Below are 24,091 nucleotides of genomic sequence, written 5' to 3'. Positions count from 1 at the left end.
ATGGCGACGACCGAACTCGACTACGACTCCGGCTTCCGGAACGGACGGTTCCGCGTCGCGTGGTACGCCCTGCTGGCCGTCTTGCTGGCGGTGGGCGGGTGGGCCACGTGGCGTCGCATCAGCCTCGGGATGGCGAGTACCAACCTCACGAGCGTCGCGCCGTGGGGGGCGTGGGTCGCCTTCTACATCTACTTCGTCGGCCTCTCGGCGGGGGCGTTCCTCGTCAGCACGCTGGCGAACGTCTTCGAGGTGGAGGGCTTAGAGAAGATAGACCGCGACGCCCTGTTCGCGGCCATCGTCAGCATGGTCGTGGCGCTACTGTTCGTCTGGACCGACCTCGGCCGGATGGACCGGATGTACCACCCGTTCATCTGGCGACAGCTCACGTCGGCGCTGTCGTGGGAGGTCCACGCCTACGTCGCCTACATCGGCGTCCTCGTGACGGAGCTGTACTTCTCGATGCGCGTCGACCTCGCCCGCGTGGCCGCGCACGCCGAGGGCTGGCGGGCGAGGCTCTGCGGCCTGCTCACCCTCGGTCGGCGCGACACGTCCGCCGCCTCGGCGGAGACGGACGAGCGCTGGCTGAAGCGGGCCGGGCTGGTCGGCATCCCCCTTGCCATATTCATGGTCCACGGCGGTACCGGCGTACTGTTCGCCGTCGCGAAGGCCCGGCCGTACTGGAACAGCGGGCTGTTCCCGGTCATCTTCGTCGTCTCGGCGGTGGTGTCGGGGACGGCGCTCGTCGCCGCGCTGTACGTCCTGCGGTCGAAGCTCCTGACGGGCGAGACGCTGGACCGCGACCTGATGGACCGCCTCGGTCAGTTGCTCGCCGCGTTCGTCCTCGCGGACGCGGCGTTCACGACCATCGACGCGCTCATCGCGCTCAACAGCCTGCACCCCCACGAGGTGGAGACGTGGCTCGTCGTCCTGTTCGGCGAGATGTCGTGGTCGTTCTGGGTGTTCATGGTCGGCCTCGGCTGGGTCCTCCCGCTGGTCGTGCTGAGCAACCGCTCCTGGCGGCGCTCCGCGGTGCCGCTGACGCTGGCGGGCCTGAGCGTCGTCGTCGGCATCGTCGCGGTGCGGTTCAACATCGTCGTCCCGCCGCAGATACTGCCCGTGATGGAGGGCCTGCCGCACGGCGAGTACTTCCCGAGCGCGGTGGAGTGGCTGACCTCGGCGGGGATGATTGCCGTCGGACTGCTGCTCTACTCGCTCGGCGCCGAGGTGCTGCCGCTCCGACCGCTGGACGCGCGGGACGAATCGCACGCAGACCGACCGAGCGCCGCCACCGACGGCGGCGTCTCCGACCACGGAGGTGACGACCGATGAGTTCCACCGACGACCCGGACACAGACCCGAACAGCGACCCGGACGCATCGCTCTCGCGGCGCGACTTCGTGAAAGTCGCCGCCGGCATCGGCGCCGTCGCGGCCGGTTCGACGGCGTCGGTGAACCTCGACACGACCGACCTCTGGACCGACGACGAAGCGCACTACGTCGGCGACGACGACGGCGACTACGGCGCCGAGGACGTCCTCTACACGACCTGCGGGCAGTGCAACACGTTCTGCCCCATCAAGGTTCGGCTGGCCGACGGCAGCGACGCCGGCGAGTACAGTTCGCTCGTCCGCAAACTCGCGGGCAACCCGTACTCGTTCCTCAACACCCAGCCGTTCGCGCAGGTTCCCTACGACAGCGACCCCGAGTCGGTCGCCACCGGCGACCTGGCGGGCACCGGCGACGTGGACACCGACCGCTGGTCGGTGTCGGGCGGCCGGATGTGCCTGAAGGGGCAGGCGGGCATCCAGACGGCGTTCGACGCCTACCGCGTCCGCAAGCCGATGAAGCGCGTCGGCCCGCGAGGCTCCGGCGAGTGGAAGACCGTCTCGTGGGAGCAGGCCATCACGGAAATCGTCGAGGGCGACGACGAACTCGGCCACCCCGGCCTCCGGGAGATGTGGGCGCACGCGCCGAAAGACGAGGTGATGGCAGACTGGGAGGCCGTCCAGGACGGCGAGATGGCCAAGGCCGACTTCGACGAGAAGTGGGACGACGCGCTCATCGACACCGACCACCCGGACCTCGGCCCGAAGGCGAACCAGATAGTGGACGTCGGCGGCTTCAGGCGTAACTTCGTCCGCGCGCGCCTCTGGAAGCAGGGCCTCGGCTCGATAAACAGCGTCCACCACGCGGGGACCTGCGGGTTCTCCAGCGTGATGGGCAACGTCCGGTCGTTCGCGGGCAAGAAGAAGCGGCAGTACGCCGACGTGGAGAACTGCGAGTATCTGCTCGTCTGGGGCACCAACCCGATGGTGGCCAACAAGGGGCCGACGTGGCTGGCGCCGAAGCTGACGAACGCCATCCAGGACGGCATGCGGATGGACGTGGTTGACCCGCGCCTGTCGAAGACTGCCGAGAAGGCCGACACGTGGATTCCGGTCGAACCCGGTGCCGACGGCGCCCTCGCGATGGGCATGGCTCGGTGGATACTCGAACACGACCGGCACGACGTCGACTACCTCCGGAACCCGTCGAAGGCGGCGGCCGCCGGCGACGACGAACCGACGTGGAGCGACGCCACCCACCTCGTCCGCGTGGACGCCGACGCCGGGCCGAAGGCGCGCGCGGCCGACCTCGGACTGGTCGACGCCGACGCGGCCGACGAGTTCGTCGTCGTGGACGCGGAGACGGGCGAACCGGTCCCGGCGAGCGAGGCGGAGGCGGCCGTCCTCGACGTGGACCTCACCGTCGACGGCGAACGCGTCCGGAGCGCGTGGTCGCTGTACCGGGAGCGCGTGTTCGAGCACACCGTCGAGGAGTACGCCGAGATGGCGAGCGTCGACCCCGACACCGTCGCCGAGGTGGCCGACGAGTTCACCAGCCACGGCAAGCGGGCGGCCATCATGGCGTATCGCGGGCCCGCCAAGCACAGCAACGGCTTCCACAACCAGCGCGCCATCGCCACCCTCCAGCACCTCGTCGGCAACTACGACTGGAAGGGCGGCCAGATGACGCCGTACGCCGGCTACAGCACGATGAGCGGTCGTTACCAACTCGGGAACGTCCCCGACGGCCACAGCCCGTGGGGTATCCCGCTACTCCGCGGCGGCGTCAACTACGAGGACACGTCGCTGTTCGAACGCGACGACGGCTACCCGGCGAAGCGGCCGTGGTTCCCCGTCGCGCCGCCGTACGCCGCGCAGGAACTGTACGGCAGCGCGAAGGACGAGTACCCCTACGGCGTCGAGGCCCTGTTCATCCGGCCGTACTCGAACAACCACGTGATGTCCGTCGCCGGCGGCGACGAGATACCGCCGGTACTGAAGGACACCGACGCCATCCCGCTGGTGGTCGCGAGCGACACCGTCGTCGGCGAGACCAGCAAGTACGCCGACTACGTCCTGCCGGAGCCGACGTACCTCGAACGCTGGGAGAACTTCGGCACCTACCCGAACAAGCGCCTCGCCGACGAGAAGGTGAGCCAGCCGACGGTGAAGGTGGTGCCCGACGCCCGGCCGTTCGAGGACGTGCTCGTGGACCTCTGGAAGGAGATGGACCTGCCCGGCGTCGGCGAGGACGCCATCCCGGACGCCGACGGGAACCTGTGGCCCCTCCACCAGGCGGAGGACTTCTACCTCAAACTCGTCGCGAACATAGCCTACGACCGCGACCCGGTCGCCGACGCGACGGACGACGAACTGGAGACGTTCCGGCGGGCGCACGAGAAGGGACTCGGCGAACACTTCGACCTCGACCGCTGGAAGGCGGCCGTCGGGGACGAGGAGTGGCGCAAGGTCGTCACCGTCCTCAACCGCGGCGGTCGGTTCGAGGAACCCGTCGAGGACTACGCCGAGGCGTTCGCCGAACACGGCGTCGACTACGACTACGCCGGTCGCTACGGCGACCGCTCGAACGCCTACGACGGCGACCACATGCGGTACAAACTCGGCGCGCGGGCGAACTTCTACAGCGAAGTCGTCCCGAAGGGCAAGCACGCCTACACCGGCGAGCGGTTCGACCCCCTGCCCCGGGTCGAGGACGTGCGCCACTACGACGGCACCGTGCAGGCGGGCGTCGTCTCCGACGACGACCCCGAGCGACCGCTCCGACTCATCAACTGGAAGCCCCGGACGCAGGGGATGCACCGGACGCAGAACAGCCCGTGGCTCCGCGAGACCCGTCCGGAGAACCCGCTGTGGCTGAACCCCGCGGACGCCGAGGAGCGGGGCATCGAGAACGGCGACCGGGTCGAGATAGACGCCGGCCGCCGCACCGTCGAGGGCGTGGCGATGGTCACGGGCGGCATCCGCCCCGGCGTCGTCGGCGCGATGTGGGGCTGGGGCCGCGACGGCGACGGCGCGAGCGAGGAGACCGTCGACGGGGAGACGCGCACGCCGCCGGGACGGGACGGCACCACGCCGTACCGGTTCGACGAACCGATGCGCGAGGAGGCCGGCTACGCGAAGGGCCGCGACGCCGGGTTCGCCATCAACCACCTGCAACCGCTCGACGCGGAACTCGGCGACACGGGGCTGAGCGACCTCGTCGGGGGGAGCAACGCGCAGTACGACGCGTTCGTCGAGGTGACGAAGCGAGGTGGGGGCCGATGAGCGCCGCCGCCCCGAGCGACGACCTGCCGGCGACCGACCCGGCGGTGTGCCGGACGCGAGCGCGGGTCTACGACCTGCTCGCGGCCTGCCTCGACGGCGACGTCGACGCGTTCGTCGCGGCCGCGGAGCGCGGCGACTTCGCCCGCCTCTCGTCGTCGCTTCCGGTTGACCTCGACGCGGAGTTCGCCGACGACTACGACCGCGAGGCGCTCTCGGTCGGCTACGACAACCTGTTCGTCGTGCCCGGCGCGCACTATGTCCCGCCGTTCGCCTCCGCGCACGCGACGGAGCCGTCGACCGATTACGAGTCCGACTCGGCGTACCACGCGGCTGCGGCGGGCGGCGAGTTGCTCGGCGAACCCGCGGCGGCCGTCGCGCGGCTCTACGGCGTCGCCGGCTTCGAGCCGACCCGCGGCGACGGCATCCCCGACCACGTCGCGGCGACGTTCGAGTTCCTCGGTACACTCGCCGCCGCCGAGGCGGACCGCAGAGAGGCCGGCGCTCGCGAGGCGGCCGACGCCCTGCGCGAACTGCAGCGACGCGCGCTGGCGCGACTCGGGTGGCTCGACGCCTTCCACGAACGCGTCCGCGACGAGGACCGCGTCGAGGGGGCGTTCGCCGCACTCGTCGGCGTCGCGCGGACGTTCGCCGCGTGGGACGCCCGCGCGGGCGTCGGCCCGTCCGGGGCGGACGACGGCACGGCGGCGTCGAACGGTACCGAGGAGCCGCCGGAGACGGCGGACGGGCCGCCGGAGGTGACCGACGACGCGCCGTAGCGTCGCGACCCCGTCCTCGACCGACCAGCCGCCGCCCGCGACGGGCGCGAACTCACCGGAGACCGATTCACCACCATGACCCACTCCATCGACACCGCAGCCGACCTGCGCGACAGCCTCCGTCGCGTCGAGGACGCCGACCTCGGCGACGACGTCGTATCGACCGGCCTCGTCCGCGAGGTGACACTCGAGGGCGACACCGCCCGCGTGGACCTCGCGCTCGGGGCCGTCCACGCGCCGACCGACGAACGACTCGCGAGCGACGTCCGGGAGGTGGTTCGCGAGGCGGGCTTCGACCCCGAACTCACCGCGACGCCCGAGCGCACGCCCGGCGCGGAGTCGGTGCTACCGAACGTGGACGCCGTCGTCGCCGTCGCGTCCGGGAAGGGCGGCGTCGGGAAGTCGACCGTCGCCTCGAACGTCGCGGCCGGGCTGGCCGACCGCGGCGCGTCGGTCGGGCTGTTCGACGCCGACGTGTACGGGCCGAACGCGCCGCGGATGCTGGGGGCGAACGCGACCCCCGACGTCGAGACGGTCGACGGCGAGAAGCGGCTGGTCCCCCCGGAGAACCACGGCGTGACGGTGGCGAGCGTCGGGTCGCTCGTCGGCGACGACGACCCGGTCGTCTGGCGCGGCCCGATGGCCCACAGCGCCCTGACCGACCTGTTCGAGGACGTGGCGTGGGGGAGCCTCGACTACCTCGTCGTGGACCTCCCGCCGGGGACCGGCGACGCGCAACTGTCGGTCCTGCAGACCCTGCCGGTGACGGGCGCCGTCGTCGTGACGACGCCGCAGGCCGTCGCGACGGACGACACCCGCCGGAGCATGCGGGCGTTCGGCGAGTTCGACACGCCCGTCCTCGGCGTGGTCGAGAACATGCGCACGTTCGTCTGCCCGGACTGCGGGTCGGCCCACGACGTGTTCGGCGCGGGCGGCGGCGAGTCGCTGGCCGAGGAGACGGGCCTGCCGTACCTCGGGTCGCTCCCGCTGGACCCGCAGGTCCGCGCGGGCGGCGACGAGGGGCGGCCGGCCGTCCTCGGCGACGGGGAGACGGCCGAGACGCTCCGGACGCTGGCGGGCCGCGTCGCCGACCAGGTGGGCCTGCTCCGCCGCCACCGCCGCATGAAGAACGTCGCGCCGCCGACGGAGTCCGCGCCGTGACGCCGGTACGGCATCGTCCGTGACGGACGGCGGCAGGGACAGACTCGCTCCGAGATGCGCTACCGGGGGCGGTCCGAGGGGCGCGGACGAGAAGGTCAGTCGCGGGCCCGCCGCTTCACGAACGTCTCGAACAGCGGCGTGTGAGCGACCGCCCAGTCGCGCAGTCGCCGGAGGTGGGGGGACTCGACGAACGTCAGCGCCGCCTCGAAGCGCGCCTCGCGTCGCGCGCGGCGCGCGTCCTCGCGGCGACGGCGCTCGAACCGGGCCAGTGCGGACGACGGGTCGTCGGGGGGTGCGGTGGCGAGTTCCTGCGCGAGGACGCGCGCGTCCCGGAGGGCCAACGACGCCCCCATCCCGGAGATGGGGTGGACGGCGTGGGCGGCGTCGCCGACGAGGACGACGCGGTCGGTGTGCCACCGCGCGCAGGTGACCTCTCGGACGCGGTCGAAGAACGGGTCGTCGTCGGCCGCGTCGAGGAGGCCGGGCAGTCGCCAGCCGATTCGCTCCGCCTGCGTCCGCAGTCGCTCGCGCGCCGGCGGGTCCGGCGGCGCGTCCAGTCGGGCGGCGAGGTTGAACCCGACCCGGTCGCCGACGCGGGCGAGGAACCCCTCGCTTCCCGGACCCCAGAGGCTCACCATCTCGGCGTCGAGGCTCGGACGCCCGTCGGTCCACAGCGACCAGACGTAGGTGTCGAACGCCCGCTTCGTCCAGTCGTCGAAGCACTCGGCGCGAACGGTCGAGTGGACGCCGTCCGCGCCGACGACGAGGTCGAACGTCTCGGCGGTCCCGTCCTCGAAGGTGACGACCACGCCGTCGTCCCGTTCGTCGATGCGTTCGGGGGCGGTGCCCATCCGTATCCACTCGTCGGGGACCGTCTCGCGGAGGGCGGCGTGCAGGTCCGCCCGATGGACGACGAGCAAGAGCGTCTGCCCCGCGGGGAGGGACGCCCGGGAGAGGACCCGCCCTCCGGCGGCGCGAACCTCGAACGCGTCCGGGTCCGTCGCCGCGCGTCGCGTCGCCGCGAGGCGGTCGAGTTCGTCGAGGACCGAGATGCCGTCGTGCCAGAGACCGATGCCGTACCCCGTCTCGCGCCAGTCGGCGGCTCGTTCGACGACGGTCGGTTCGCGGCCCTGGCGTCGCAGGTAGTTCGCGACGGTTAGCCCGGCCAGTCCGCCGCCGACGACGAGGACGTCCGGCTGTCTGGACGTTCCCATGGTTCGGCTGACACGTTCGGCCGTGAAAACTGTCGGTGGACGGTCGGCGGGTCACCCGTCCGCGGCGGGCGACCCGTCCGCCACGAACGCGGAGACGACGGCGGACTCGGCTTTCCGCAGGAGTTCGCCCGCCGTGCTGGACGCGCAGTCGAGTTCGTCGGCCACGTCGGCAACCGTGCCGGTCCGCGGGACGTCGTAGTAGCCGACGCCCACCGCCGCCTCCAGCGCCGCCGCCTGCCTCGCCGTGAGGTTCCCCGCGGGCGGGCCGCGCCGGAAGTCGTGGACGCGCCGGATTCGCGTCTTCAGCAGGTCCCCCAGTCGGCGGTAGAACTCGCTCAGGGCCGCCGTCTCGCCGACGGCGTCGAACGTCGCGGTGCCGTCCGCGAAGAACGTCACCGGCGGGAGAAACACCACGCTCGCCGCCGCGAGGAGGTCGAGGAGGGCGTCGTCGAACTCGAACCCCGTCTGGTGGACGAAGGCGTACGTGCCCCCGTCGTCGGCGACCAGACTCGCCGACGACAGAGAGCCGACGGCGGTGAGCACCTTCCGTACGGTCGCCGGATCCGCGTCGAACCACGAGAGCGTCGTCACGTTCGTCGTCGGCCCCCACATCAGCAGTTCCATGCGCGAGACGCCCTCTTCCTCGGCGAGTCGCCGGTGAAGCGGGTGGACCAACGCCGCCGGGTAGGACACCTCGAACGTGACGCGTCGCATACCGGACGACTCTCGCGGGCATATAAAAAACCGCATCAGTCCGGCGATTTCCTCTCCCGCGGGGAGCGCCAACGACCGGTCGATGACAGCAGAACTCCGAGCGAGCGACGACGCCGACGCGCCCGAGGCCGGGGTCAGCACCGTCACCGTGGGCGACGGTCGGCACGTCGCGTACGCCGAGTACGGCGACCCCGAAGGCGTGCCGGTCGTGTTCCTCCACGGGACGCCGGGGTCGCGCCGCCTCGCGGCCCTGTTCGACGACGCGGCGCGGCGCGCGGGCGTCCGCGTTCTCGCCATCGACCGGCCGGGCTACGGGCGTTCGAGTCCGTGGCCGGGGCGGACGCTGCGGGACACCGGCGCGTTCGTCACGGCCGTGCTGGACGACGCGGGCGTCACGCGCGCCGGCGTCGTCGGCTTCTCCGGCGGCGGCCCGCACGCCCTCGCCGTCGCCGCCACGCACGGCGAACGCGTCCGGCGCGTGGACGTCGTCGCCGGCGCGGTACCCCCGTCGCTGGCGTCGTCGAAACCGGCCGCGCTCCGCGCCTTCGAGGTGCTGGCCGCGGCGACGCCGACGCTGGCGCGGGGACTGGCGCGCGTCCAGTCGTGGGTGGCCGCGCGGGCGTCGCCGTCGGCCGTCGTCTCGCAGTACACCGCGGACGGCGCGGACGTGCCCGACGACGTTGCCGAACTCGTCAGGCGCGACTTCGTAGAGGCGTTCGCGCGACACCGGAGCGGGTTCGTCGCCGAGACGCGACTGCTCTCGTCGGAGTGGGACGTCGCCGTCGAGTCGGTGACGGTGCCGGTCCGCTTCTGGCACGGCGACAGGGACACGAACGTGCCCGTCGCGGGCGCGCGGCGACTCGCGGACCGACTGCCGAACGCGACGCTGACTACGTTCGAAGACGCGGACCACCTGCGCACCCTGCTTCGCGCGCGAGAGGCGGTCTTCGACCGGGACGGCGCGACGGCCGACGAGTCGGCGGCCGACGCCGACGCCGTGGCGGCCGCCGATTCGTCGTCTCGGTCGTAACCGACGGCGCTCTCCGTCGGAATCGCGCGGGCTCTCCGGGCGTGGAAGTCGGTTCGCCACCGTTTGTCGGGCCGTACCGGTGCGGAGGGGGCCGTCACAGCGTCTCCGGCGGGTAGACGGCCACCTCCGAACCCTTCGCGAAGAGCGTGTGAACCGGCTCCGCGTCGTTCAGGAACGCCCACTCGTCGCCGTACAGGGCGGCGTAGTCCACGTCGATTCGAACCGAGTCGAGGTCGTACACGGCCCACGTCGGGTGTTCGACCCGGTAGCGAAGCGTCCGGCCGCGCCGGTTCGTACCGAAGCCCCACGTGTGCTCCTTGAAGAAGTGGGCGTCGGTGTCCTCGGCCGGGACGGACGGCGACCGGTTCGCCGTCGAGACGCGCACCGTGTGCCGACGCCCGCCGTAGGTGACCCCGAGCGAGTAGGTCAGACGGTCCGACTCGACCCGCCGGTCGCTGGCCATCGGCGCGCGTCGGTACGGTTCGTCGTACAGCGTCCGGGCCATCCACGCGACGAGTCGCTTCGGGACGAACTCCCGGACGAAGACGACGCCGCGTTCGCCCTCGTGCCGGACGTAAAACCGGAGGTTGAGTTCGGGGAACGCGCGATAGCCGGGCCACGGGACGCCCAGCACCCGGGTGTCGTCGAAGTCGAAGCCGACGAGGCTGACGTAGCTCTCGCCGTCGCGGACCTCCAAGTCGACGCCCGCCGGGCAGAGCGGTTCCAGTCGCTCCGGCGGGACGGCGTACGTGAGGTTGCAGAGGTTTCGCCAGTGAGCGGTGAGGAACGGACGTGACATGCGGACGTGGGACGTGCGCGGCGACGACGGATAACCGTTGTCGGGGCGAGCGACGGACGCCGACGGCGTTCTCGGTCGGCGGCCTGCTCAGGTCGGCGGCCTACTCAGACGACGATGTCCGGCAGGTCGGCGAGCGTGTCGACTTCGTACGTCGGCGTCACCGAGAGGGCCGCGTCGCGGGTGTGGTCGCGGCGGACGAACGCCGAGTCCGCGCCGGCGCGGTGGGCCGCCACCACGTCGCTCTCGCTGTCGCCGACGTACAGCGGGTTCTCGGCGTTCAGGTCGGCTATCGCCCGGTCGAGGTAGTGGGTGTTCGGCTTCTTCAGGGTGAGGCTCTCGACGGTCATCTCGCGGCCGTAGAACGTGTCGAACAGCGGTTCTAACTCGAAGAAGTCGAGTTTGAAGGCGACCGTCGAGTGGTGGTTGTTGCTCACGACGCCGCGGTTCGGCGGCAGGTCGGCGATGGCCGTCACGTCGTCGTAGCGCTGTCGGGACCCCGCTCTGAACGCCTCGAACTGCGACTGCTCGTCGCACCGTTCGCGCGCGGTCCAGAGCGTCGCGGCGTCGAGTCCGTGGTGGTCGGCTATCGCGTCGAGACGGTCGGGGCGCACGTCGTGCGAGAGGTCGCGGACGTGGTCCGCCGGCGGACTCTCGACGCCGAGTTCCCGAAACGCCGAGCGAATCGCTCCGAGTTGCGTCTCGCGGGCCGGCGGTTCGACGAGGACGCCGTCGCTGTCGAACACCACCGCGTCGTATCGTGTCACGGTTCCCGCAGTCTCCCGGCGGGACGGTAGCCCTTTCGGTCGTGTGCGACCGGGTGACGACCCCGGGACGGCAGACCGGAAACCACCCGCGCCGCCAGCACGCATTTCGGCGTCGCCTCCCAACGCCGGCACATGACGCTCAGCGTCACCGTCGCCGACGTGCATCGGATGACGCCGGACGTGAAGCAGTTCCGACTCGTCGCCGACGACCACACGTTCGAGTACGAACCGGGACAGCACACGATGGTCCACTTCGAGAGCGACGGCGAGGAGGAGGCCCGTCCGTACACGGCGGCGAACCTCCCCGGAACGGACCAACTCGTCCTCGCCATCAAGCGCTACGAGGACGGCAACGGTTCCGTGTTCATGCACGAACGGACGCCGGGCGACGAAATCGAGGTAGAGGAAGTCGACGGCAACCTCCGCGTCCGCGACTTCGACCGGGACGCCGTCTTCTGCGCCACCGGGACGGGTATCACACCCCTGTATCCGATGGTCAAGCAGTACGCCCGGGAGGGGTCGGGCGACGCTCACCTCCTGTTCGGCGAACGCGACCAGGAACACCTCATCTTCCGCGAGAGCCTCGACCAACTCCGCGCGGAGAACGAGAACCTCAGCGTCGACTACGTCCTCTCGGACGCCGAGGACGACGCGTGGAACGGGCGAACCGGCCACGTGCAGGACCACCTGCCCGACGCCGTCGGCGACGTGGAAGGGACGGACTGCTACGTCTGCGGCGTCCCGGAGATGGTCGTCGAGGCCCGCGACGTCCTCGAGTCCGCGGGCGTCGACGAGTCGAACGTCTACACCGAGGGCTGGGAGTCGGACGCGGCCGAGGAGTAGTCGACGACGCCGGCGCCGGGGACGCGACCCGACCGCGAACGAACGGCCGTTCGAACCGACGATTCCACAGAAGCAACGCCCAGAGAAGCGGACCCCGACGACGATACCGCGCCGAACCGACGAAGTAGCACAATTTCACCTATTGTCGGCGTTTTCAGAACAAATATCTAAAAATATCTCGGCTGCTAAGACGTATCTCGGAACTCTTATCCGTATGGTGGCATTGTGTTCAATCGCAATGGCGAAAGGAAACGTTGATTTCTTCAACGACACTGGCGGCTACGGTTTCATCTCGACGGACGACTCGGACGACGACGTGTTCTTCCACATGGAAGACATCGGCGGCGAGGACCTCGAAGAGGGTACGGACGTAGAGTTTAGCATCGAAGACGCCCCCAAGGGCCCGCGCGCGACCAACCTCACGCGCCTGTAATTCGGTTTCAGACGCCGCGTCACCGCGGCCGACGAAGCGAACCATTTTCTGAGAACTCACCCGCCGCGAGCTACTGGTTTATCCCCTCGGCGAGCGTACAGGAGGGATGCAATTCACGACCACTCGAACGGCGGCACCGACGACGGCGAGCGACCTCGCCCGACGGGCGACGTTCGGCGTCGTGACCGCTCTCGTCCTCGCGTTCGCGGTCCGACTCCTCGTCGGCGTCCTCGACGTGAACCTCGGCGTCGCGGGGCCGACCACGCCGTTCGCCGCGGCCCCGATACTGGGTAGCACCGTCGTCGCCGGCATCGGCGCGGCCGTGGTCTACGCGGCCCTCGCCCGGTTCACGGCGCGGCCGACCCGGAACTTCGTCGCCGCCGCCGCCGTCGTGTTCGCGGTCATGCTCGTCCCGGTGTTCGCGTTCACGCCGTCGCTGGGCGTCACCGCCGCGGGACAGGCCGTCCTCGTCGTCCTCCACGCCGTCGTCGCGGCCCCTCTGGTCGCGTTCGTCGTCGGCGCGGTGCGCGTCTGAGCGACTCGCCTCGCGCGATTCGTGTCGCTTCATTTTCGTCTCCTCCGCTTCGTCGCCGACCGACGGCGGGCGACTGCCGACGACCCGACATCCGAACCGACATTATCCCCGACGGGAACGTCTCCGCATGTACAACGCCGCTATCGTCGGCTGCGGAGTCGTCGGCGGGCGCCTCGCGGAGTCGTTCGACGAACACCCGGAGACGACCGTCTGGGGGGCCTGCGACCTCGTCGCCTCGAAGGCCGAGGCGTTCGCCGAGACGTACGACTGTGCCGCGTTCACCGACTACCGCGAGATGATACGTGACGACGCGGTGGACGTCGTCTACGTGGGCGTCCCGCCCGCGGTCCACCGGGACGTCGTCGCGTTCGCCCTCGACCACGACAGACACGTGGTCTGCGAGAAACCCCTCGCCGAGGACGCCGAGGAGGGAGAGCGGATGGTCGAACGCGAACGCGCGACCGACCGGCAGACGGCGGTCAACCTCCCGTTCCGCTACACGCCGGGGTTCGTGGAGATGCGCGAACGCGTCGCCGCGGGCGCGGTGGGGACGCCGAAGCGAGTCTCCCTCGACTTCCGATTCCCGCAGTGGCCGCGCGAGTGGCAGGACGTCGAGTGGCTCAGAAGCCGCGAACAGGGGGGTCCCCTCCGCGAGGTGGGGACGCACTTCCTGTTCGGCGTCCACGAACTGTTCGGACCGGTCGAACGGGTCAACGCCGCCGTCGCGTACGCCGGTCCCGACGCCTGCGAGGAGTCCGTCGTCGGCCACTTCGAGGTGGACGGCGTCCACGGCAGCATCGACCTGCTGTGCGACCACGACGGCGCGGAGGAGAACTCGATAACCGTCGTCGGGTCGGCGTCGTCGCTCACGCTGGTCGAGTGGTACCGACTGCTGGAGAACCGCGGACTGCCAGACGAGAGAGTCCTGAACGAGACGCGCGAACGGACGACGCTGACGCTCGTGGACGAGTTCGTGACCGCCGTCGAGGGCGGCGACGCCGACCTGGTGTCGTTCGCCGAGGCCAACCGGGTGCAACGCGTCGTCGACGCCGTCTTCGCCTCGGACTGGGAGACGGTCGAACCGTAGCGGCCTCGCACCGGCCGATTGGACCGGTCACCGCCGCGTTCGGAGGACGCGGACCAGACCGACGACGACGACGGCGACGCCGGCGGCCGACAGCGCCGTCTCCGAGAGGCCCGTCGCCGCCGTGAGCGGTTCGAACGTCGCCGCGGCGAACAGGACGACGCCGAACGCGACGAGGCCCCACGTCGTCAGCAGGCCCGCCTCGTCGGGGTTCCCCGCGGGTTCGAGCGAGGCGTACGCCGGCCGCGAGACGACGGCGAGTTCGCCGGCGTTGACGCGCCGGCCGGCCGGGTCTGCGACGCGGAGGAGCGTCACCGCCTCCGGGCCGACGCCGACGACGCGGTAGGTGCCCTCGGCGAGGGCGTCGCCGTCGCCGCGAACGTGGTCGTAGGGGGCGGGCGCGGGAGCATCGGCGCCACCGGCGTCGGTGCGGGCGTCGTCGGTCATCGCCGGTCGTACGGGGCGGAGGCGGGAGTCAGTTCCGCCCGTCGCCGCGCCGAGGTGCCGGAACCCCGCCACCGTCTCAGAGTCTTTTTGCCGCGCCGCGCCAACGAATACCCATGACACATTCCGACGAGTCGGACCCGTTCGCCGCCCGACTCGACCCTGCGACGCGCCGCGCGGCCCGGGACCGCGGCGGGTCCGCCGTCGTCGTCGGCGGAGCGATGGCGGGACTCGCCGCCGCGCACGCCCTGCAGAGCCTCGACTGGGACGTCGTGCTGTACGAACGCCAGCCGTACGCCGAGAAGCGCGTCAACTGCGGCGAGGCGATGACCGACGCCGAGTCAATCCCCCTGCCCAAGACGCCCGAGTACGGCTTCGCCCACAGTCCGCCCGCGTTCGAGGTGGACGTGTACACCGGCGACAGCGACTCGCGGACGCTCGCCGGGCGAGGGGTCTTCCCCTCCTCGAACGCCTACGTCACCGACCGGAACGTGGTCGAACAGCGGTGGGCCGAACTGCTGGGACAGAAGGGCGTCGACGTCCGCGAGTCCACCGGCGTCACGAAGGCGGAGTTCCGCGACTTCTCGGACCGGTTCGACCTCGTGGTGGACGCGACGGGTCAACCGTCGATGGCGAGCAAGGTGGACGGCACGACGGGCGAGTACGCCGGGCGGATGACCGCGCTGAACGCCGAGGTGGCGGGGGACTTCTCGGCGCTGTATCCGAACTCGCGCATCCTCTTCGAGAACTACCTCGGGTACGCGTGGGCGTTCCCCAAGTCGGAGTCGCGCGCGAACGTCGGCATCGGGTGGGCGCAGGACAACCTCCCCGACGACTACTACCAGTCGTTCGTCGCGGCGTGCGAGCGCAACGGCTGGCCGGTTCCGGACCGGTCGGCGACGAACGTCTACACCATCCCGCGCGGGCCGAGTCTCGACCCCGAGCGAACGTGGGACGCCGACCGACGCGTCGCCCGCGTCGGCGACGCCGCCGGCGTCGCCAACCGCTTCACGGGAAAGGGTATCTCGCAGGCCGTCGAGTCCTCGTACCTCCTCGCGGAACTCGCCGCGGCGGACCGCCTCGACGACTACCCCGACGAACTGTACGGCCGGATGAAGAACGAGTATCGCCTCGCGTACATCGTCCGCGGCGCGTTGGAGGACGGCCGCCCGGACATCCTCGGCGGCGTGATGGACGCCGTCTCCGGCATCGACGTGGAGGCGGTGGACCGAGAGCCGAAGCACGCGTTCTCCCGCCTCGTTCGCCACCCCATCCTTCTCGCCAAACTCGCCGCGAACCCGACGATGCTCTCGCGCCTCCTCGACGCCTACACCGACGACTGGGAGTTCAGAGCGGCCAGCGCCTGAGTCGAGCGGAGCGGTCGGCGGTGTCAGTATTCGGGTGAACGCCCCTCTCCCGAAACGTCCGTCTTTCGGAAAACACGGGTTGCCGGAGACAGAGAGCGCATTCGGCGAGCCACCCTCTCCGAACCGATTCCCCTCGGTTCCCTGTCGAACGGTCGCGAAGCGGTCGGGGTTCGGGTCGGTGTGCGCGAGGTCACTCGAAGACCGCCGTTCTCCGAAGGAACTCCGACCACTCCAGCCACAGAGTCCGTTTGAACGTCGCCGTCGTGTTCGCGTTTTCGACGTCCACGCGGTTCTGTCGGCGGTCGAAAGGTATCTTGACGGGGACGCCACCGATATCGTCGGCGGCGACCCCGTGACGTTCCAGCGTGTCCAGCGGATACGCCCGGTCCTACCGCGGCACCACGTCCGCCGCGACGGGGAAGTGGTCGGAGGGGTACGACCCCTCGTCGGTCCGGTCGGTCAGCGTCGCGGAGAGTCGCACGTCGCAGTCGCGGACGAACACGTAGTCGATGCGGTCAGTCGGGTCGCCGGTGAACCGGTGCATCGTCTTCGTCGGCCCGTGGTGGCCGTACTCGGCGACCGCCATCGCGTCGGCGAACGTCTCCGTCAGCGCCTCGTACGGGTCGGAATCGGGCGTCGCGTTGCAGTCGCCCGCGAGGACGACCGGGCCGTCGAGCGCGGCGAGTCGGTCCCGGGCGACTCTCGCGCCTTCGAGTCGCGCCCGCGGTCCCTTGTTGTCGAGGTGGACGCTGCCGACGTGGAGCGTCTCCCCGTCCCCGTCTTCGAGCGTCGCCCGCGTGAGGATGCGCGGCAGGTCGGCGTCCCAGCCGACGCTGCCGGGCGTCTCGGGCGTCTCCGAGAGCCAGAACGTCTCCGCGTCCGCCAAGGAGAAACGGTCGGCGTCGTAGCCGACGGGGACGTGTTCGTCCGTCACGCCGGGGTTGTCGTCACCGGTTCTCGTCTCGGCGACCCACTCGTAGCCGTCCAGTTCGTCGCGGAACGCGTCGAGTTGGTGTTCGAGGGGTTCCTGCAGGCAGACCACGTCCGGGCGGTGATAGCGGACGAGGCGGACGGCGTCGTCGCGGCGGTGCGGCCACGCGTCCGGGCCGTCGTCGTCGGTGTCGTAGCGGACGTTGAAGCTCAGCACGCGAACCGGTTCGGCGGTCATCGTCGGACGCATCGCGCGCCCGACACAAGAGGGCCACGGCGGACGGGCCGGCGGAGACGCCCCGACCCGGGACGCAGCGCTCTCCGACCGGGCGACCCGCACGCGCCGAATCGCGCCGTTCCGGAACGTCCTTACCCGCACGCGCCGAATCGCGCCGTTCCGGAACGTCCTTACCCGCACGCGCCGAATCGCGCGACATGCAACTCACCGTTCGGGAGGTGGCCGAACTCTCGCCGGACGAACGCGCGGCGTTCTTCGAACGGGACGCCGGCGTCGCGGAGGTACGGTCGGACGTGCGCGACATCGTCTCGCGCGTCCGCGAGGAGGGCGACGTGGCGGTCCGGAACTTCTGCCGCGAGTTCGACGGCGTCGAAGTCGGTAACCTCGACGTGACCGACGACGCCGAACGCGCCGCCGAGGAGATAGCCGACGACGTGCGCGAGGCCATCGAGACGGCCGCCGCGAACGTCCGCGAGTTCCACGAACGGCAGGTGCCCGACGACTGGCGCGATTCGTTCGACGCGGGGGAACTCGGGCGTCGCTTCCGACCGCTGGACCGCGTCGGCGTCTACGCCCCCGGCGGGACGGCGGCGTACCCCTCCAGCGTCCTCATGGGTGTCGTCCCCGCGAAGGTGGCCGGCGTCGAACACGTGGCCGTCGTCACGCCGCCCGGCGACCCCGTCAACCCAATCACGCTGGCCGCGGCGCACGTCGCCGGCGCGGACCGCATCTACAGCGTCGGGGGCGCGCAGGGCGTCGCCGCCCTCGCCTACGGGACGGAGACGGTGAAGGCGGTCCAGAAGGTGGTCGGCCCGGGCAACAAGTGGGTGACGGCGGCGAAGGCCGAGGTGCGCGGCGACGTGGACATCGACTTCCTCGCCGGCCCCTCCGAGGTGCTGGTCGTCGCCGACGAGACCTGCGACCCCGAGTTCGTCGCCGCCGACCTGGTGGCGCAGGCCGAACACGACCCGAACGCCTCCGTCGTCGCCGTGACGGACGACCGGGCGGTGGCCGACGCGGTTCGCGACGCCGTCGAACGGCAGACCGAGGGTCGCGCGCGCGAGGACACCATCCGCGCCGCGTTGGAGAACGACGCCTCCGGCGTCCTCGTCGCCCGGTCGATGTCCGAGGCCGTCCTGTTCGCCGAGGAGTACGCCGCCGAACACCTGTCGATTCAGGCCGACGACGACGAGGCGCTGCTGGACCGAATCTCGAACGCCGGGAGCGTCTTCCTCGGCCCGTACACGCCCGTCGCGGCCGGCGACTACGCCTCCGGGACGAACCACGTCCTGCCCACCTCCGGCGGCGCGAAGCGCTACGGTGGCCTCTCCGTCGAGACGTTCCTCCGGTCGACGACGGTCCAGCGTCTCGACGAGGGCGCGCTGTCGGGTCTCTCGGACACCATCACGACGCTGGCCGAGGCCGAAGGACTGGAGGCTCACGCCGAGAGCGTCCGGGCCCGCTTCGGCGACGAGACGCCGGACGGGAGCGACGACGCGGGCGACGCGGCGTAGATGTCCCCCCGACCCCGCCCCCCGTCGTTCGCCGACGCCTGCGCCCGGGTGGTGACCGACCCGGACGCCGAGCACTCGCTCTCGACGACGCTGGCACCCGTGCAGGCGCGCATCGCCGTCTCCGAGGACCGGGCGGCCCGCGGGGCGGCGCGGGCCGAACTGCTCCGGGCGCGCCTGCCGCCCGACGTCGACCGCGTCCTCGAACTCGGTTGCGGGACGGGGACGCTGCTTGAGCGACTCTCGACCACGTACGACGCCGTCGGCGTCGACAGCCACGCCGCCCTCCTGTCGTTCGCCGCCGCGCGGGGGGAGTCGGTGGTCCGCGGCGACCCGACGGACCCGCCGTTCAGGCCGGCGTTCGACGCGGTCTGCGCGTTCGACCACCTCACGGCGCGCCGGTCCCTCGCGGCGGTGTGCGCGGGCGCGTACGCGTCGCTCCGACCCGGCGGCATCGTCGCCTTCGACGCCCTCGCGGACGTTCGCGCGGCCGCCTCGTCCGGCGTCGAGACGTTCCGCGGCGCGCGGTACGTCCTCGAACGCTCCGTGGACGTGGCGCGCAGTCCGCCCGTGGTCAACGCCGACTACCGCGTGACCGACCTGCGGACCGGCGAGGTTGGCGTCACCTCCGAACGGACCGCGCTCCGCGTGACGGACGCGGCGGCGGTCCGGAGCGCACTCGAAGCGGCCGGATTCGACGACGTGGACGTTCTGGACGACGCGGGCGACGACGGCGAACTGCTCGTGACGGCGGTGCGACCGGTCGAGACGGCGGGGTGACCGGTCGAGACGGCGGGGTGACCCGGCGTCAAGGTTAACACGGTGTATCTGGTACGTTCTCCCATGAGTACCGAGACGGTCGATGGTGGAACCGAGACGACCGTGACCGTGACCGAGTCGGCGGCGTCAGAGGCCCTGCAGTTGATGGAGTCCGAAGGGATGGACACCGACATCGCCGGTTTGCGCCTGTTCGTCCAGCAGGGCGGCTGTGCGGGCCTGTCGTACGGGATGCGGTTCGACCACGAACCCGAGGACGACGACGCCATCGTCGAGCAAAAGGGGCTCCGCGTGTTCGTGGACCCGGCGAGCCAGAACTACATCGGCGGGTCGACCCTCCAGTTCGAGGGCGGCCTGCAGGGGGCGGGCTTCCACGTCGAGAACCCGAACGTCGTCTCCGAGTGCGGGTGCGGCGAGTCGTTCCGGACCTGAGTCCGGTCACGCCGAATCGGTTCTCGCGCGGTCACGTCGCGCCGTGACGGCAGTCACGCCGGGTCGTCGGCGCGCGGTCGACTGATTGTGACGCGGACGCTTCCTCCGAGGTCGAACGCGAAGCCGCCGCACTCGTAGAAACAGCGCCGCAGCGCCGCACCCCGTCGGGCGACAGCGAACGCGCCGACGACGGCGGCGACGGCCGTCACTCGCAGTAGCGGTCGGCCGGCGACCCACAGTAACAGTGGGACGGCGGCCATCATCGCGTAACTCACGAGGATACTCCGCCACGTCAGTCGTTCGTCGAGCGGTCGGGTCGGTGCTTCCGGTGGTAGTCTTCTCATGGGTGGGGTGTGGGGTTCGGTCGTCTCCGTCTCGCGACGCCAGTCTCGGTCGTTCGCACGATACTTTAGCAACTGTTCATATGAACAGTTAGTAAAATAAGTGTTCGGGTCGGTTCGCGGCGGCGGGGACGAGCGCACCCCGAGGCGACAGGGTAAACCGCCGGGGGGTCGAACGACGCCCATGGCCGCCGAACTCGAAGGAGTGCAGACCGACGACGGACGCACCGTGTACGTCGACCACGGACTGGTCGAACGCGGCGCACAGGGTCCGTTCTTCGTCGTCTTCGTCACGGAGGACCGCGACACGCGCTGGGGTTACTTCTGCGGGAACTGCGACTCGCTCGACACCGCGATGGACACGATGGGGCGCGTCGAGTGCAACGTCTGCGGGAACATCCGCAAACCCGACGAGTGGGACGCCGCCCACGAGTGAGTCGGGGCGGCACGGTGATTCGGGCCGCACGATTCGACCGGAGACGCCGGAGATACGTCGTTCGGCAGACATTCTCGGCGTGTGGTAAGGTGTGACAATCTTTATGCCACGAGGCGTGGTATCGTCCCCTACATGCCCCCTGTCAGCATGCCACCGGCGGAGGAGGCCCGGTCGATATTCAGTCGACTCGGGTACGACGTCTCGGGCGACGGACAGGAGTTCGTCGCAGAGCGCAAGTGGCGGACCGTTCAGGTGACCGTACTCGACGCCGACTCGAACTTGCGTGGCCGACGCGCGGTCACAGACGGCGGCGAGGCGCGCGAGTATCCGCTTCGATGCTTCGTCACCTGGAAGGAGGCAGCAGGGGACCTTCGCGGACAACTCACCGCCGCCGACCCGTCCTACGAGTGGGCGGTCATCGGCGTCGACGGTGACGACAGAGACGACTACGACGTGGTGCTCCCCGAAGCACGCTGAGAACCGACCGCGCGGGTTCTCGCCCGCGGGAACTCGATTTCGCGAACCGTTTTTATTCCGCCAGTCGTACGGGTCCGTATGTCACAGACAGGGCTCCGTGGGGTCGTCGAGAGCAGACGCATCAACACCGCGCTCGCGTGGCTTCTCGTCTGCTTTCTCGTCGTCACCGCCGTCGGGCAGTTCGTCGAGGGCGAACTGCAGTGGGCGGGCTTCACCGCCGCCGTCGCCGTCTTCGCGGTCATCCCGGCGGTGGCCCTCCGTGACCCCACGTCGATGCTCCCGTGGGAGGTGCTGTTCGTCGCCGCCCTCCCCATCATCGGCCGCGCCCTCGTCGCCGGGGAGACGGTGGGCGGGATGACGTTCACCGGTCGCGTCACCACCTACCTCGCCGTCGCCGCCGTCGCCCTCATCGTCGCCGTCGAACTCGACGTGTTCACCACGGTCCGGATGAACCACTCGTTCGCCATCGCGTTCGTCGTCGTCACCACGATGGCCGCCGCGGGCGTGTGGGCCGTCGTCCGGTGGGCGTCCGACGTCCTCGTCGGAACGTCGTTCCTGTTCGACGGACGGCCGGAGGCCGTCATCGAGGAGGCGTTGATGTGGGACTTCGTCGCCGCCACCGTCGCGGGCGTGTTCGCGGGCGTCCTGTTCGAGTACTACTTCCGCCGCCGCGCCCGCCTCCGTCGCCGCATCCCGGAGGGCGACGCCGGGTCGCGGCCCGTCGTGGCGAGCGACGACGAGGAGGTGTCCTCGCGGTGAAGGTCCGGGACGCCCTCCGCATCTCGGTCCGACGCCAGCGACAGGCGACGCGACTGATGCAGATTCTGCTCGGGGTGATGGTCGTCGTCGGCCTCCTGAGCCGAAACAGCGGCGTGTTCGTCAACGCACTCGTCGGGTTCGGCGTCACCTTCCTGCCGGAGACGCTCGAACGCGACCACGGCATCCCGATGGACGCCGGGTTGACGCTGTGGATCACGTCGGCCGTCTTCCTGCACGGTCTCGGCACCGTCGCGCTTCCCGTCGTCGGTACGCCGTACGCCGACGTCTGGTGGTGGGACCACCTCACGCACGCCCTCTCGGCCAGCATCGTCGCCGCCGTCGGCTACTCCACGGCCCGGGCGTTCGACCTGCACAGCGAAGCCGTCTCCCTCCCCCCGCGGTTCATGTTCGTCTTCATCCTCACGTTCACCCTCGCCTTCGGCGTCTTCTGGGAAGTCCTCGAGTTCGCGATATCGCTCGTCGCCGCGTCGTTCGGGTTCGGGAGCGTCCTCACGCAGTACGGACTGGAGGACACCATGATGGACCTCCTGTTCGACACCGCGGGCGCGATAGTCGTCGCCACGTGGGGGAGCGGACAACTCAGCGAGGTGGTGACGGCGTTGACGGCTCGGTTCGACGGGTCGCGAGCGTGAGCGCCCGACGGCGGCCGTCCGGCCCCGCTCTTTATCATGTCAGCGGGTGTAGCTATGCCCTGCGATGGTCTACAAGAAGATAACTCTGATCGGACGGAGCGACGAGAGTTTCGACGCGGCGGTAGACGACGCCGTCGACAGAGCGAACGAGACGCTCGACAACGTTCACTGGGTCGAAGTGAAGGAGATGGGCGTCGAGATAGCGAGCGTCGAGGACCGAGAGTACCAGGCCGAAGTGGAAGTGGCGTTCCAGTTGGAGTCCGGCCAGCAGGCGTGACCTGACGCCGGCCCCGAGCAGCGACCGACGACTTCAACTTCTTCGCGGCGTCACCGCAGGTGAATGCCGCGTCTCCTCCACTATTCGGACATCGAGAACGTCTACGACGACCCCGTCCGCGCCGGGCGCTTCGCGGGGTGCGTGCGCGCGCTGGACGGCCCGGACGCCCTCGTCTGCGGGACGGGCGACACCACCTCGCCGGGCGTCCTCGCCCTCGTCGAACGCGGGCGGCAGTCGCTGGACCTGTTCGACGCCGTCGACGCCGACTTCGACACGTTCGGCAACCACGACTTCGACTACGGGCCGGACGCGACGCGCGGCGTCGTCGCCGACTCGCCGCAGACGTGGGTGTCGGCGAACGTCCGCGACGAGGACGGCGGCCCGTTCGCCCCCGACCACGTGGTCCCCCACGCGGTCCGCGAGGTGGACGGCGCGCGAGTCGGCCTCGTCGGCGTGACCGACCCCGCGACGCCCTCGCTGAACCCGATGGCCGCGACGCTGACGTTCGCCGACCCGTACGAGGCCGCCGCCGACGCCGTCGACCGTCTCCGCGCGGCGGGCGTCGACCACGTCGTCGTCCTCTCGCACCTCGGCGGCGGCGACGACGAACTCGCGAGACGCGTCGAGGCCGACGTGATTCTCGGCGGCCACGTCCACTCGGAGCGTCACGAGTACGTCCACGACACGCTGGTCCTCCGCCCCGGCGCGAACGGCCACGTCGTCTTCGAGGTGGCACTGGGCGACCCGCAGTCGGGCGACGGACCGACGGCGACGCGCCACGAGACGGCCGACGCGCCCGTCCACGAGGACCTGACCGAAGCGCTTCGCGGCCGCGTCGAGGCGGCCGAGTTGGACGAGGTGGTCGCCGTCGCCGACGCTCCCCTCGACCGGTCCGAGGAGACGGTGTTCGGCGGGGAGTGCGCCGTCGGGAACTTCGTCGCCGACGCCTACCGCTGGTCGATGGACGCCGACGTGGGCCTGCAGAACAGCGGGGGCATTCGGAACGGACCGCCGCTTCACGGCGAGGTGACCGTCGCGGACCTCGTGAGCGTCATCCCCTTCGAGGAGCACGTCGTCGTCGCCGAACTCACCGGCGCGGAACTGCTGGCCGTCCTCGGCGAGTGCGCCGCGGCGACGGTGGACTTCGGAGAGTCCCACTGGTGGCAGGGCCACCTCAGCGGCGTCGAACTCGTCTGGGACGACGACGCCCGCGAGGTGGTGTCCGCGCGCGTCGGCGGCGACTCGGTGGACCCCGACGCGACGTACACCGTCGCCACCTCCGACTACGTCCTGCACACCGACCACGAGTTCCCGACCATCGAGGCGCGACACCGGGCGGCCGAGGGCGACATCCAGTACGAAGTGCTCGCCGCCTACGCCCGCGATTTCGGCGTCGAGAGCGGGACCGACGGCCGAATCGAACGGCGGCCGGGCGCCGCGGCGGACGACTGACGCGGCCGGACCGGGGGCACGACGGACGGACCGC

Annotated in this window: 26 protein-coding genes; 19 read left to right on the top strand and 7 right to left on the bottom strand. The window is 70.7% G+C overall.

Annotation, left to right across the window (positions count from 1 at the left end):
- From nrfD to BM310_RS11210, 4 genes are all read left to right on the top strand, one after another.
- Positions 1 to 1,329, top strand: coding sequence for an NrfD/PsrC family molybdoenzyme membrane anchor subunit (nrfD, locus tag BM310_RS11225; protein ID WP_089807731.1), 1,329 nt, complete (start codon positions 1 to 3; stop codon positions 1,327 to 1,329).
- A complete protein-coding gene (locus BM310_RS11220) occupies positions 1,326 to 4,610 on the top strand; it encodes a molybdopterin-dependent oxidoreductase (protein ID WP_089807729.1) in 3,285 nt (1,094 codons plus the stop codon). Before nrfD ends, BM310_RS11220 begins: the two co-directional genes overlap by 4 nt.
- A complete protein-coding gene (locus tag BM310_RS11215; RefSeq protein WP_177232597.1) occupies positions 4,607 to 5,386 on the top strand; it encodes a TorD/DmsD family molecular chaperone in 780 nt (259 codons plus the stop codon). Before BM310_RS11220 ends, BM310_RS11215 begins: the two co-directional genes overlap by 4 nt.
- A gap of 75 nt (positions 5,387 to 5,461) precedes the next feature.
- A complete protein-coding gene (locus BM310_RS11210) occupies positions 5,462 to 6,547 on the top strand; it encodes an Mrp/NBP35 family ATP-binding protein (protein WP_089807728.1) in 1,086 nt (361 codons plus the stop codon).
- A 95-nt stretch (positions 6,548 to 6,642) separates the two neighbouring features.
- On the opposite strand, the gene BM310_RS11205 is transcribed toward BM310_RS11210, so the two are convergent.
- Both BM310_RS11205 and BM310_RS11200 read right to left on the bottom strand, forming a co-directional pair.
- On the bottom strand, positions 6,643 to 7,761 hold the full coding sequence (locus tag BM310_RS11205; protein ID WP_245778478.1) for an FAD-dependent oxidoreductase: 1,119 nt from the start codon (positions 7,759 to 7,761) through the stop codon (positions 6,643 to 6,645).
- A 51-nt stretch (positions 7,762 to 7,812) separates the two neighbouring features.
- Entirely contained in the window at positions 7,813 to 8,475 is a 663-nt protein-coding gene (locus BM310_RS11200; protein WP_089807725.1) for a helix-turn-helix domain-containing protein, read from the bottom strand.
- 82 nt (positions 8,476 to 8,557) lie between these two features.
- Between BM310_RS11200 and BM310_RS11195 the strand changes: the two genes are divergently transcribed.
- On the top strand, positions 8,558 to 9,505 hold the full coding sequence (locus tag BM310_RS11195; protein WP_089807723.1) for an alpha/beta fold hydrolase: 948 nt from the start codon (positions 8,558 to 8,560) through the stop codon (positions 9,503 to 9,505).
- A gap of 94 nt (positions 9,506 to 9,599) precedes the next feature.
- Here BM310_RS11195 and BM310_RS11190 read toward each other — a convergent pair whose 3' ends face one another.
- The gene (locus BM310_RS11190; RefSeq protein WP_089807721.1) at positions 9,600 to 10,304 is read right to left on the bottom strand and encodes a YqjF family protein; all 705 of its coding nucleotides are present in this window, start codon (positions 10,302 to 10,304) and stop codon (positions 9,600 to 9,602) included.
- A gap of 104 nt (positions 10,305 to 10,408) precedes the next feature.
- A complete protein-coding gene (locus BM310_RS11185) occupies positions 10,409 to 11,068 on the bottom strand; it encodes an HAD family hydrolase (protein WP_218156432.1) in 660 nt (219 codons plus the stop codon).
- Between the two features lie 132 nt (positions 11,069 to 11,200).
- On the opposite strand from BM310_RS11185, the gene BM310_RS11180 reads away from it, so the two are divergent.
- The 4 genes from BM310_RS11180 to BM310_RS11165 all read left to right on the top strand — a co-directional run bounded on the left by BM310_RS11180 (position 11,201) and on the right by BM310_RS11165 (position 13,966).
- Complete coding sequence (locus tag BM310_RS11180; RefSeq protein WP_089807717.1) at positions 11,201 to 11,911, top strand: ferredoxin--NADP reductase; 711 nt, start codon at positions 11,201 to 11,203, stop codon at positions 11,909 to 11,911.
- Positions 11,912 to 12,149: 238 nt separating this feature from the next.
- The gene (locus BM310_RS11175; RefSeq protein WP_089807715.1) at positions 12,150 to 12,344 is read left to right on the top strand and encodes a cold-shock protein; all 195 of its coding nucleotides are present in this window, start codon (positions 12,150 to 12,152) and stop codon (positions 12,342 to 12,344) included.
- A 106-nt stretch (positions 12,345 to 12,450) separates the two neighbouring features.
- Complete coding sequence (locus BM310_RS11170; protein WP_089807713.1) at positions 12,451 to 12,879, top strand: DUF6069 family protein; 429 nt, start codon at positions 12,451 to 12,453, stop codon at positions 12,877 to 12,879.
- Positions 12,880 to 13,006: 127 nt separating this feature from the next.
- Entirely contained in the window at positions 13,007 to 13,966 is a 960-nt protein-coding gene (locus BM310_RS11165) for a Gfo/Idh/MocA family protein (protein WP_089807711.1), read from the top strand.
- A gap of 27 nt (positions 13,967 to 13,993) precedes the next feature.
- Here the strand turns inward: BM310_RS11165 and BM310_RS11160 are convergent, their stop codons facing one another.
- Positions 13,994 to 14,410 carry a hypothetical protein gene (locus BM310_RS11160; protein WP_143105149.1) on the bottom strand — a complete coding sequence of 139 codons (417 nt, stop codon included), beginning with the start codon at positions 14,408 to 14,410 and terminating at the stop codon, positions 13,994 to 13,996.
- A 113-nt stretch (positions 14,411 to 14,523) separates the two neighbouring features.
- On the opposite strand from BM310_RS11160, the gene BM310_RS11155 reads away from it, so the two are divergent.
- Entirely contained in the window at positions 14,524 to 15,774 is a 1,251-nt protein-coding gene (locus BM310_RS11155; RefSeq protein WP_089807707.1) for an NAD(P)/FAD-dependent oxidoreductase, read from the top strand.
- Between the two features lie 388 nt (positions 15,775 to 16,162).
- Here the strand turns inward: BM310_RS11155 and BM310_RS11150 are convergent, their stop codons facing one another.
- The gene (locus BM310_RS11150) at positions 16,163 to 16,942 is read right to left on the bottom strand and encodes an endonuclease/exonuclease/phosphatase family protein (RefSeq protein ID WP_089807705.1); all 780 of its coding nucleotides are present in this window, start codon (positions 16,940 to 16,942) and stop codon (positions 16,163 to 16,165) included.
- Positions 16,943 to 17,139: 197 nt separating this feature from the next.
- Between BM310_RS11150 and hisD the strand changes: the two genes are divergently transcribed.
- From hisD to BM310_RS11135, 3 genes are all read left to right on the top strand, one after another.
- Positions 17,140 to 18,456, top strand: coding sequence for a histidinol dehydrogenase (hisD, locus tag BM310_RS11145; protein ID WP_089807703.1), 1,317 nt, complete (start codon positions 17,140 to 17,142; stop codon positions 18,454 to 18,456).
- Complete coding sequence (locus BM310_RS11140; RefSeq protein WP_089807701.1) at positions 18,457 to 19,233, top strand: class I SAM-dependent DNA methyltransferase; 777 nt, start codon at positions 18,457 to 18,459, stop codon at positions 19,231 to 19,233. It begins immediately after the preceding gene.
- Between the two features lie 63 nt (positions 19,234 to 19,296).
- Complete coding sequence (locus BM310_RS11135; RefSeq protein ID WP_089807699.1) at positions 19,297 to 19,662, top strand: HesB/IscA family protein; 366 nt, start codon at positions 19,297 to 19,299, stop codon at positions 19,660 to 19,662.
- Positions 19,663 to 19,715: 53 nt separating this feature from the next.
- On the opposite strand, the gene BM310_RS11130 is transcribed toward BM310_RS11135, so the two are convergent.
- Positions 19,716 to 20,006: a hypothetical protein gene (locus tag BM310_RS11130; protein WP_143105148.1), complete on the bottom strand. Its 291-nt coding sequence runs from the start codon at positions 20,004 to 20,006 to the stop codon at positions 19,716 to 19,718.
- Positions 20,007 to 20,187: 181 nt separating this feature from the next.
- On the opposite strand from BM310_RS11130, the gene BM310_RS11125 reads away from it, so the two are divergent.
- The 6 genes from BM310_RS11125 (at position 20,188) to BM310_RS11100 (ending at position 24,057) form a co-directional block, all read left to right on the top strand.
- Positions 20,188 to 20,439: a DUF5816 domain-containing protein gene (locus BM310_RS11125; RefSeq protein WP_089807695.1), complete on the top strand. Its 252-nt coding sequence runs from the start codon at positions 20,188 to 20,190 to the stop codon at positions 20,437 to 20,439.
- Between the two features lie 132 nt (positions 20,440 to 20,571).
- Positions 20,572 to 20,916 (top strand): DUF7116 family protein, encoded by a 345-nt coding sequence (locus BM310_RS11120; protein WP_231751639.1) that lies wholly within the window; start codon positions 20,572 to 20,574, stop codon positions 20,914 to 20,916.
- Between the two features lie 78 nt (positions 20,917 to 20,994).
- Positions 20,995 to 21,675: a hypothetical protein gene (locus tag BM310_RS11115; RefSeq protein ID WP_089807691.1), complete on the top strand. Its 681-nt coding sequence runs from the start codon at positions 20,995 to 20,997 to the stop codon at positions 21,673 to 21,675.
- The gene (locus tag BM310_RS11110) at positions 21,672 to 22,328 is read left to right on the top strand and encodes a hypothetical protein (protein ID WP_089807689.1); all 657 of its coding nucleotides are present in this window, start codon (positions 21,672 to 21,674) and stop codon (positions 22,326 to 22,328) included. Before BM310_RS11115 ends, BM310_RS11110 begins: the two co-directional genes overlap by 4 nt.
- Positions 22,329 to 22,392: 64 nt before the next feature.
- The gene (locus tag BM310_RS11105) at positions 22,393 to 22,605 is read left to right on the top strand and encodes a dodecin (protein ID WP_089807686.1); all 213 of its coding nucleotides are present in this window, start codon (positions 22,393 to 22,395) and stop codon (positions 22,603 to 22,605) included.
- Positions 22,606 to 22,668: 63 nt separating this feature from the next.
- Positions 22,669 to 24,057, top strand: a complete 1,389-nt coding sequence (locus BM310_RS11100) for a bifunctional metallophosphatase/5'-nucleotidase (protein ID WP_089807683.1) — start codon at positions 22,669 to 22,671, stop codon at positions 24,055 to 24,057.
- Positions 24,058 to 24,091 lie beyond the last annotated feature (34 nt).

This window comes from Halogeometricum rufum (genome assembly GCF_900112175.1).
Classification (GTDB): Archaea; Halobacteriota; Halobacteria; order Halobacteriales; family Haloferacaceae; genus Halogeometricum; species Halogeometricum rufum.
The sequence above is the reverse complement of the archived record's forward strand: the minus strand, read 5'-3'. Positions and strand labels throughout refer to the sequence as shown.

Coding starts and splice junctions, on each gene's coding strand:
- nrfD (WP_089807731.1), top strand. CDS start 1: ATGGCGACGACCGAACTCGACTACGACTCCGGCTTCCGGAACGGACGG.
- BM310_RS11220 (WP_089807729.1), top strand. CDS start 1,326: ATGAGTTCCACCGACGACCCGGACACAGACCCGAACAGCGACCCGGAC.
- BM310_RS11215 (WP_177232597.1), top strand. CDS start 4,607: ATGAGCGCCGCCGCCCCGAGCGACGACCTGCCGGCGACCGACCCGGCG.
- BM310_RS11210 (WP_089807728.1), top strand. CDS start 5,462: ATGACCCACTCCATCGACACCGCAGCCGACCTGCGCGACAGCCTCCGT.
- BM310_RS11205 (WP_245778478.1), bottom strand. CDS start 7,761: ATGGGAACGTCCAGACAGCCGGACGTCCTCGTCGTCGGCGGCGGACTG.
- BM310_RS11200 (WP_089807725.1), bottom strand. CDS start 8,475: ATGCGACGCGTCACGTTCGAGGTGTCCTACCCGGCGGCGTTGGTCCAC.
- BM310_RS11195 (WP_089807723.1), top strand. CDS start 8,558: ATGACAGCAGAACTCCGAGCGAGCGACGACGCCGACGCGCCCGAGGCC.
- BM310_RS11190 (WP_089807721.1), bottom strand. CDS start 10,304: ATGTCACGTCCGTTCCTCACCGCTCACTGGCGAAACCTCTGCAACCTC.
- BM310_RS11180 (WP_089807717.1), top strand. CDS start 11,201: ATGACGCTCAGCGTCACCGTCGCCGACGTGCATCGGATGACGCCGGAC.
- BM310_RS11175 (WP_089807715.1), top strand. CDS start 12,150: ATGGCGAAAGGAAACGTTGATTTCTTCAACGACACTGGCGGCTACGGT.
- BM310_RS11170 (WP_089807713.1), top strand. CDS start 12,451: ATGCAATTCACGACCACTCGAACGGCGGCACCGACGACGGCGAGCGAC.
- BM310_RS11165 (WP_089807711.1), top strand. CDS start 13,007: ATGTACAACGCCGCTATCGTCGGCTGCGGAGTCGTCGGCGGGCGCCTC.
- BM310_RS11160 (WP_143105149.1), bottom strand. CDS start 14,410: ATGACCGACGACGCCCGCACCGACGCCGGTGGCGCCGATGCTCCCGCG.
- BM310_RS11155 (WP_089807707.1), top strand. CDS start 14,524: ATGACACATTCCGACGAGTCGGACCCGTTCGCCGCCCGACTCGACCCT.
- BM310_RS11150 (WP_089807705.1), bottom strand. CDS start 16,942: ATGACCGCCGAACCGGTTCGCGTGCTGAGCTTCAACGTCCGCTACGAC.
- hisD (WP_089807703.1), top strand. CDS start 17,140: ATGCAACTCACCGTTCGGGAGGTGGCCGAACTCTCGCCGGACGAACGC.
- BM310_RS11140 (WP_089807701.1), top strand. CDS start 18,457: ATGTCCCCCCGACCCCGCCCCCCGTCGTTCGCCGACGCCTGCGCCCGG.
- BM310_RS11135 (WP_089807699.1), top strand. CDS start 19,297: ATGAGTACCGAGACGGTCGATGGTGGAACCGAGACGACCGTGACCGTG.
- BM310_RS11130 (WP_143105148.1), bottom strand. CDS start 20,006: ATGAGAAGACTACCACCGGAAGCACCGACCCGACCGCTCGACGAACGA.
- BM310_RS11125 (WP_089807695.1), top strand. CDS start 20,188: ATGGCCGCCGAACTCGAAGGAGTGCAGACCGACGACGGACGCACCGTG.
- BM310_RS11120 (WP_231751639.1), top strand. CDS start 20,572: ATGCCCCCTGTCAGCATGCCACCGGCGGAGGAGGCCCGGTCGATATTC.
- BM310_RS11115 (WP_089807691.1), top strand. CDS start 20,995: ATGTCACAGACAGGGCTCCGTGGGGTCGTCGAGAGCAGACGCATCAAC.
- BM310_RS11105 (WP_089807686.1), top strand. CDS start 22,393: ATGGTCTACAAGAAGATAACTCTGATCGGACGGAGCGACGAGAGTTTC.
- BM310_RS11100 (WP_089807683.1), top strand. CDS start 22,669: ATGCCGCGTCTCCTCCACTATTCGGACATCGAGAACGTCTACGACGAC.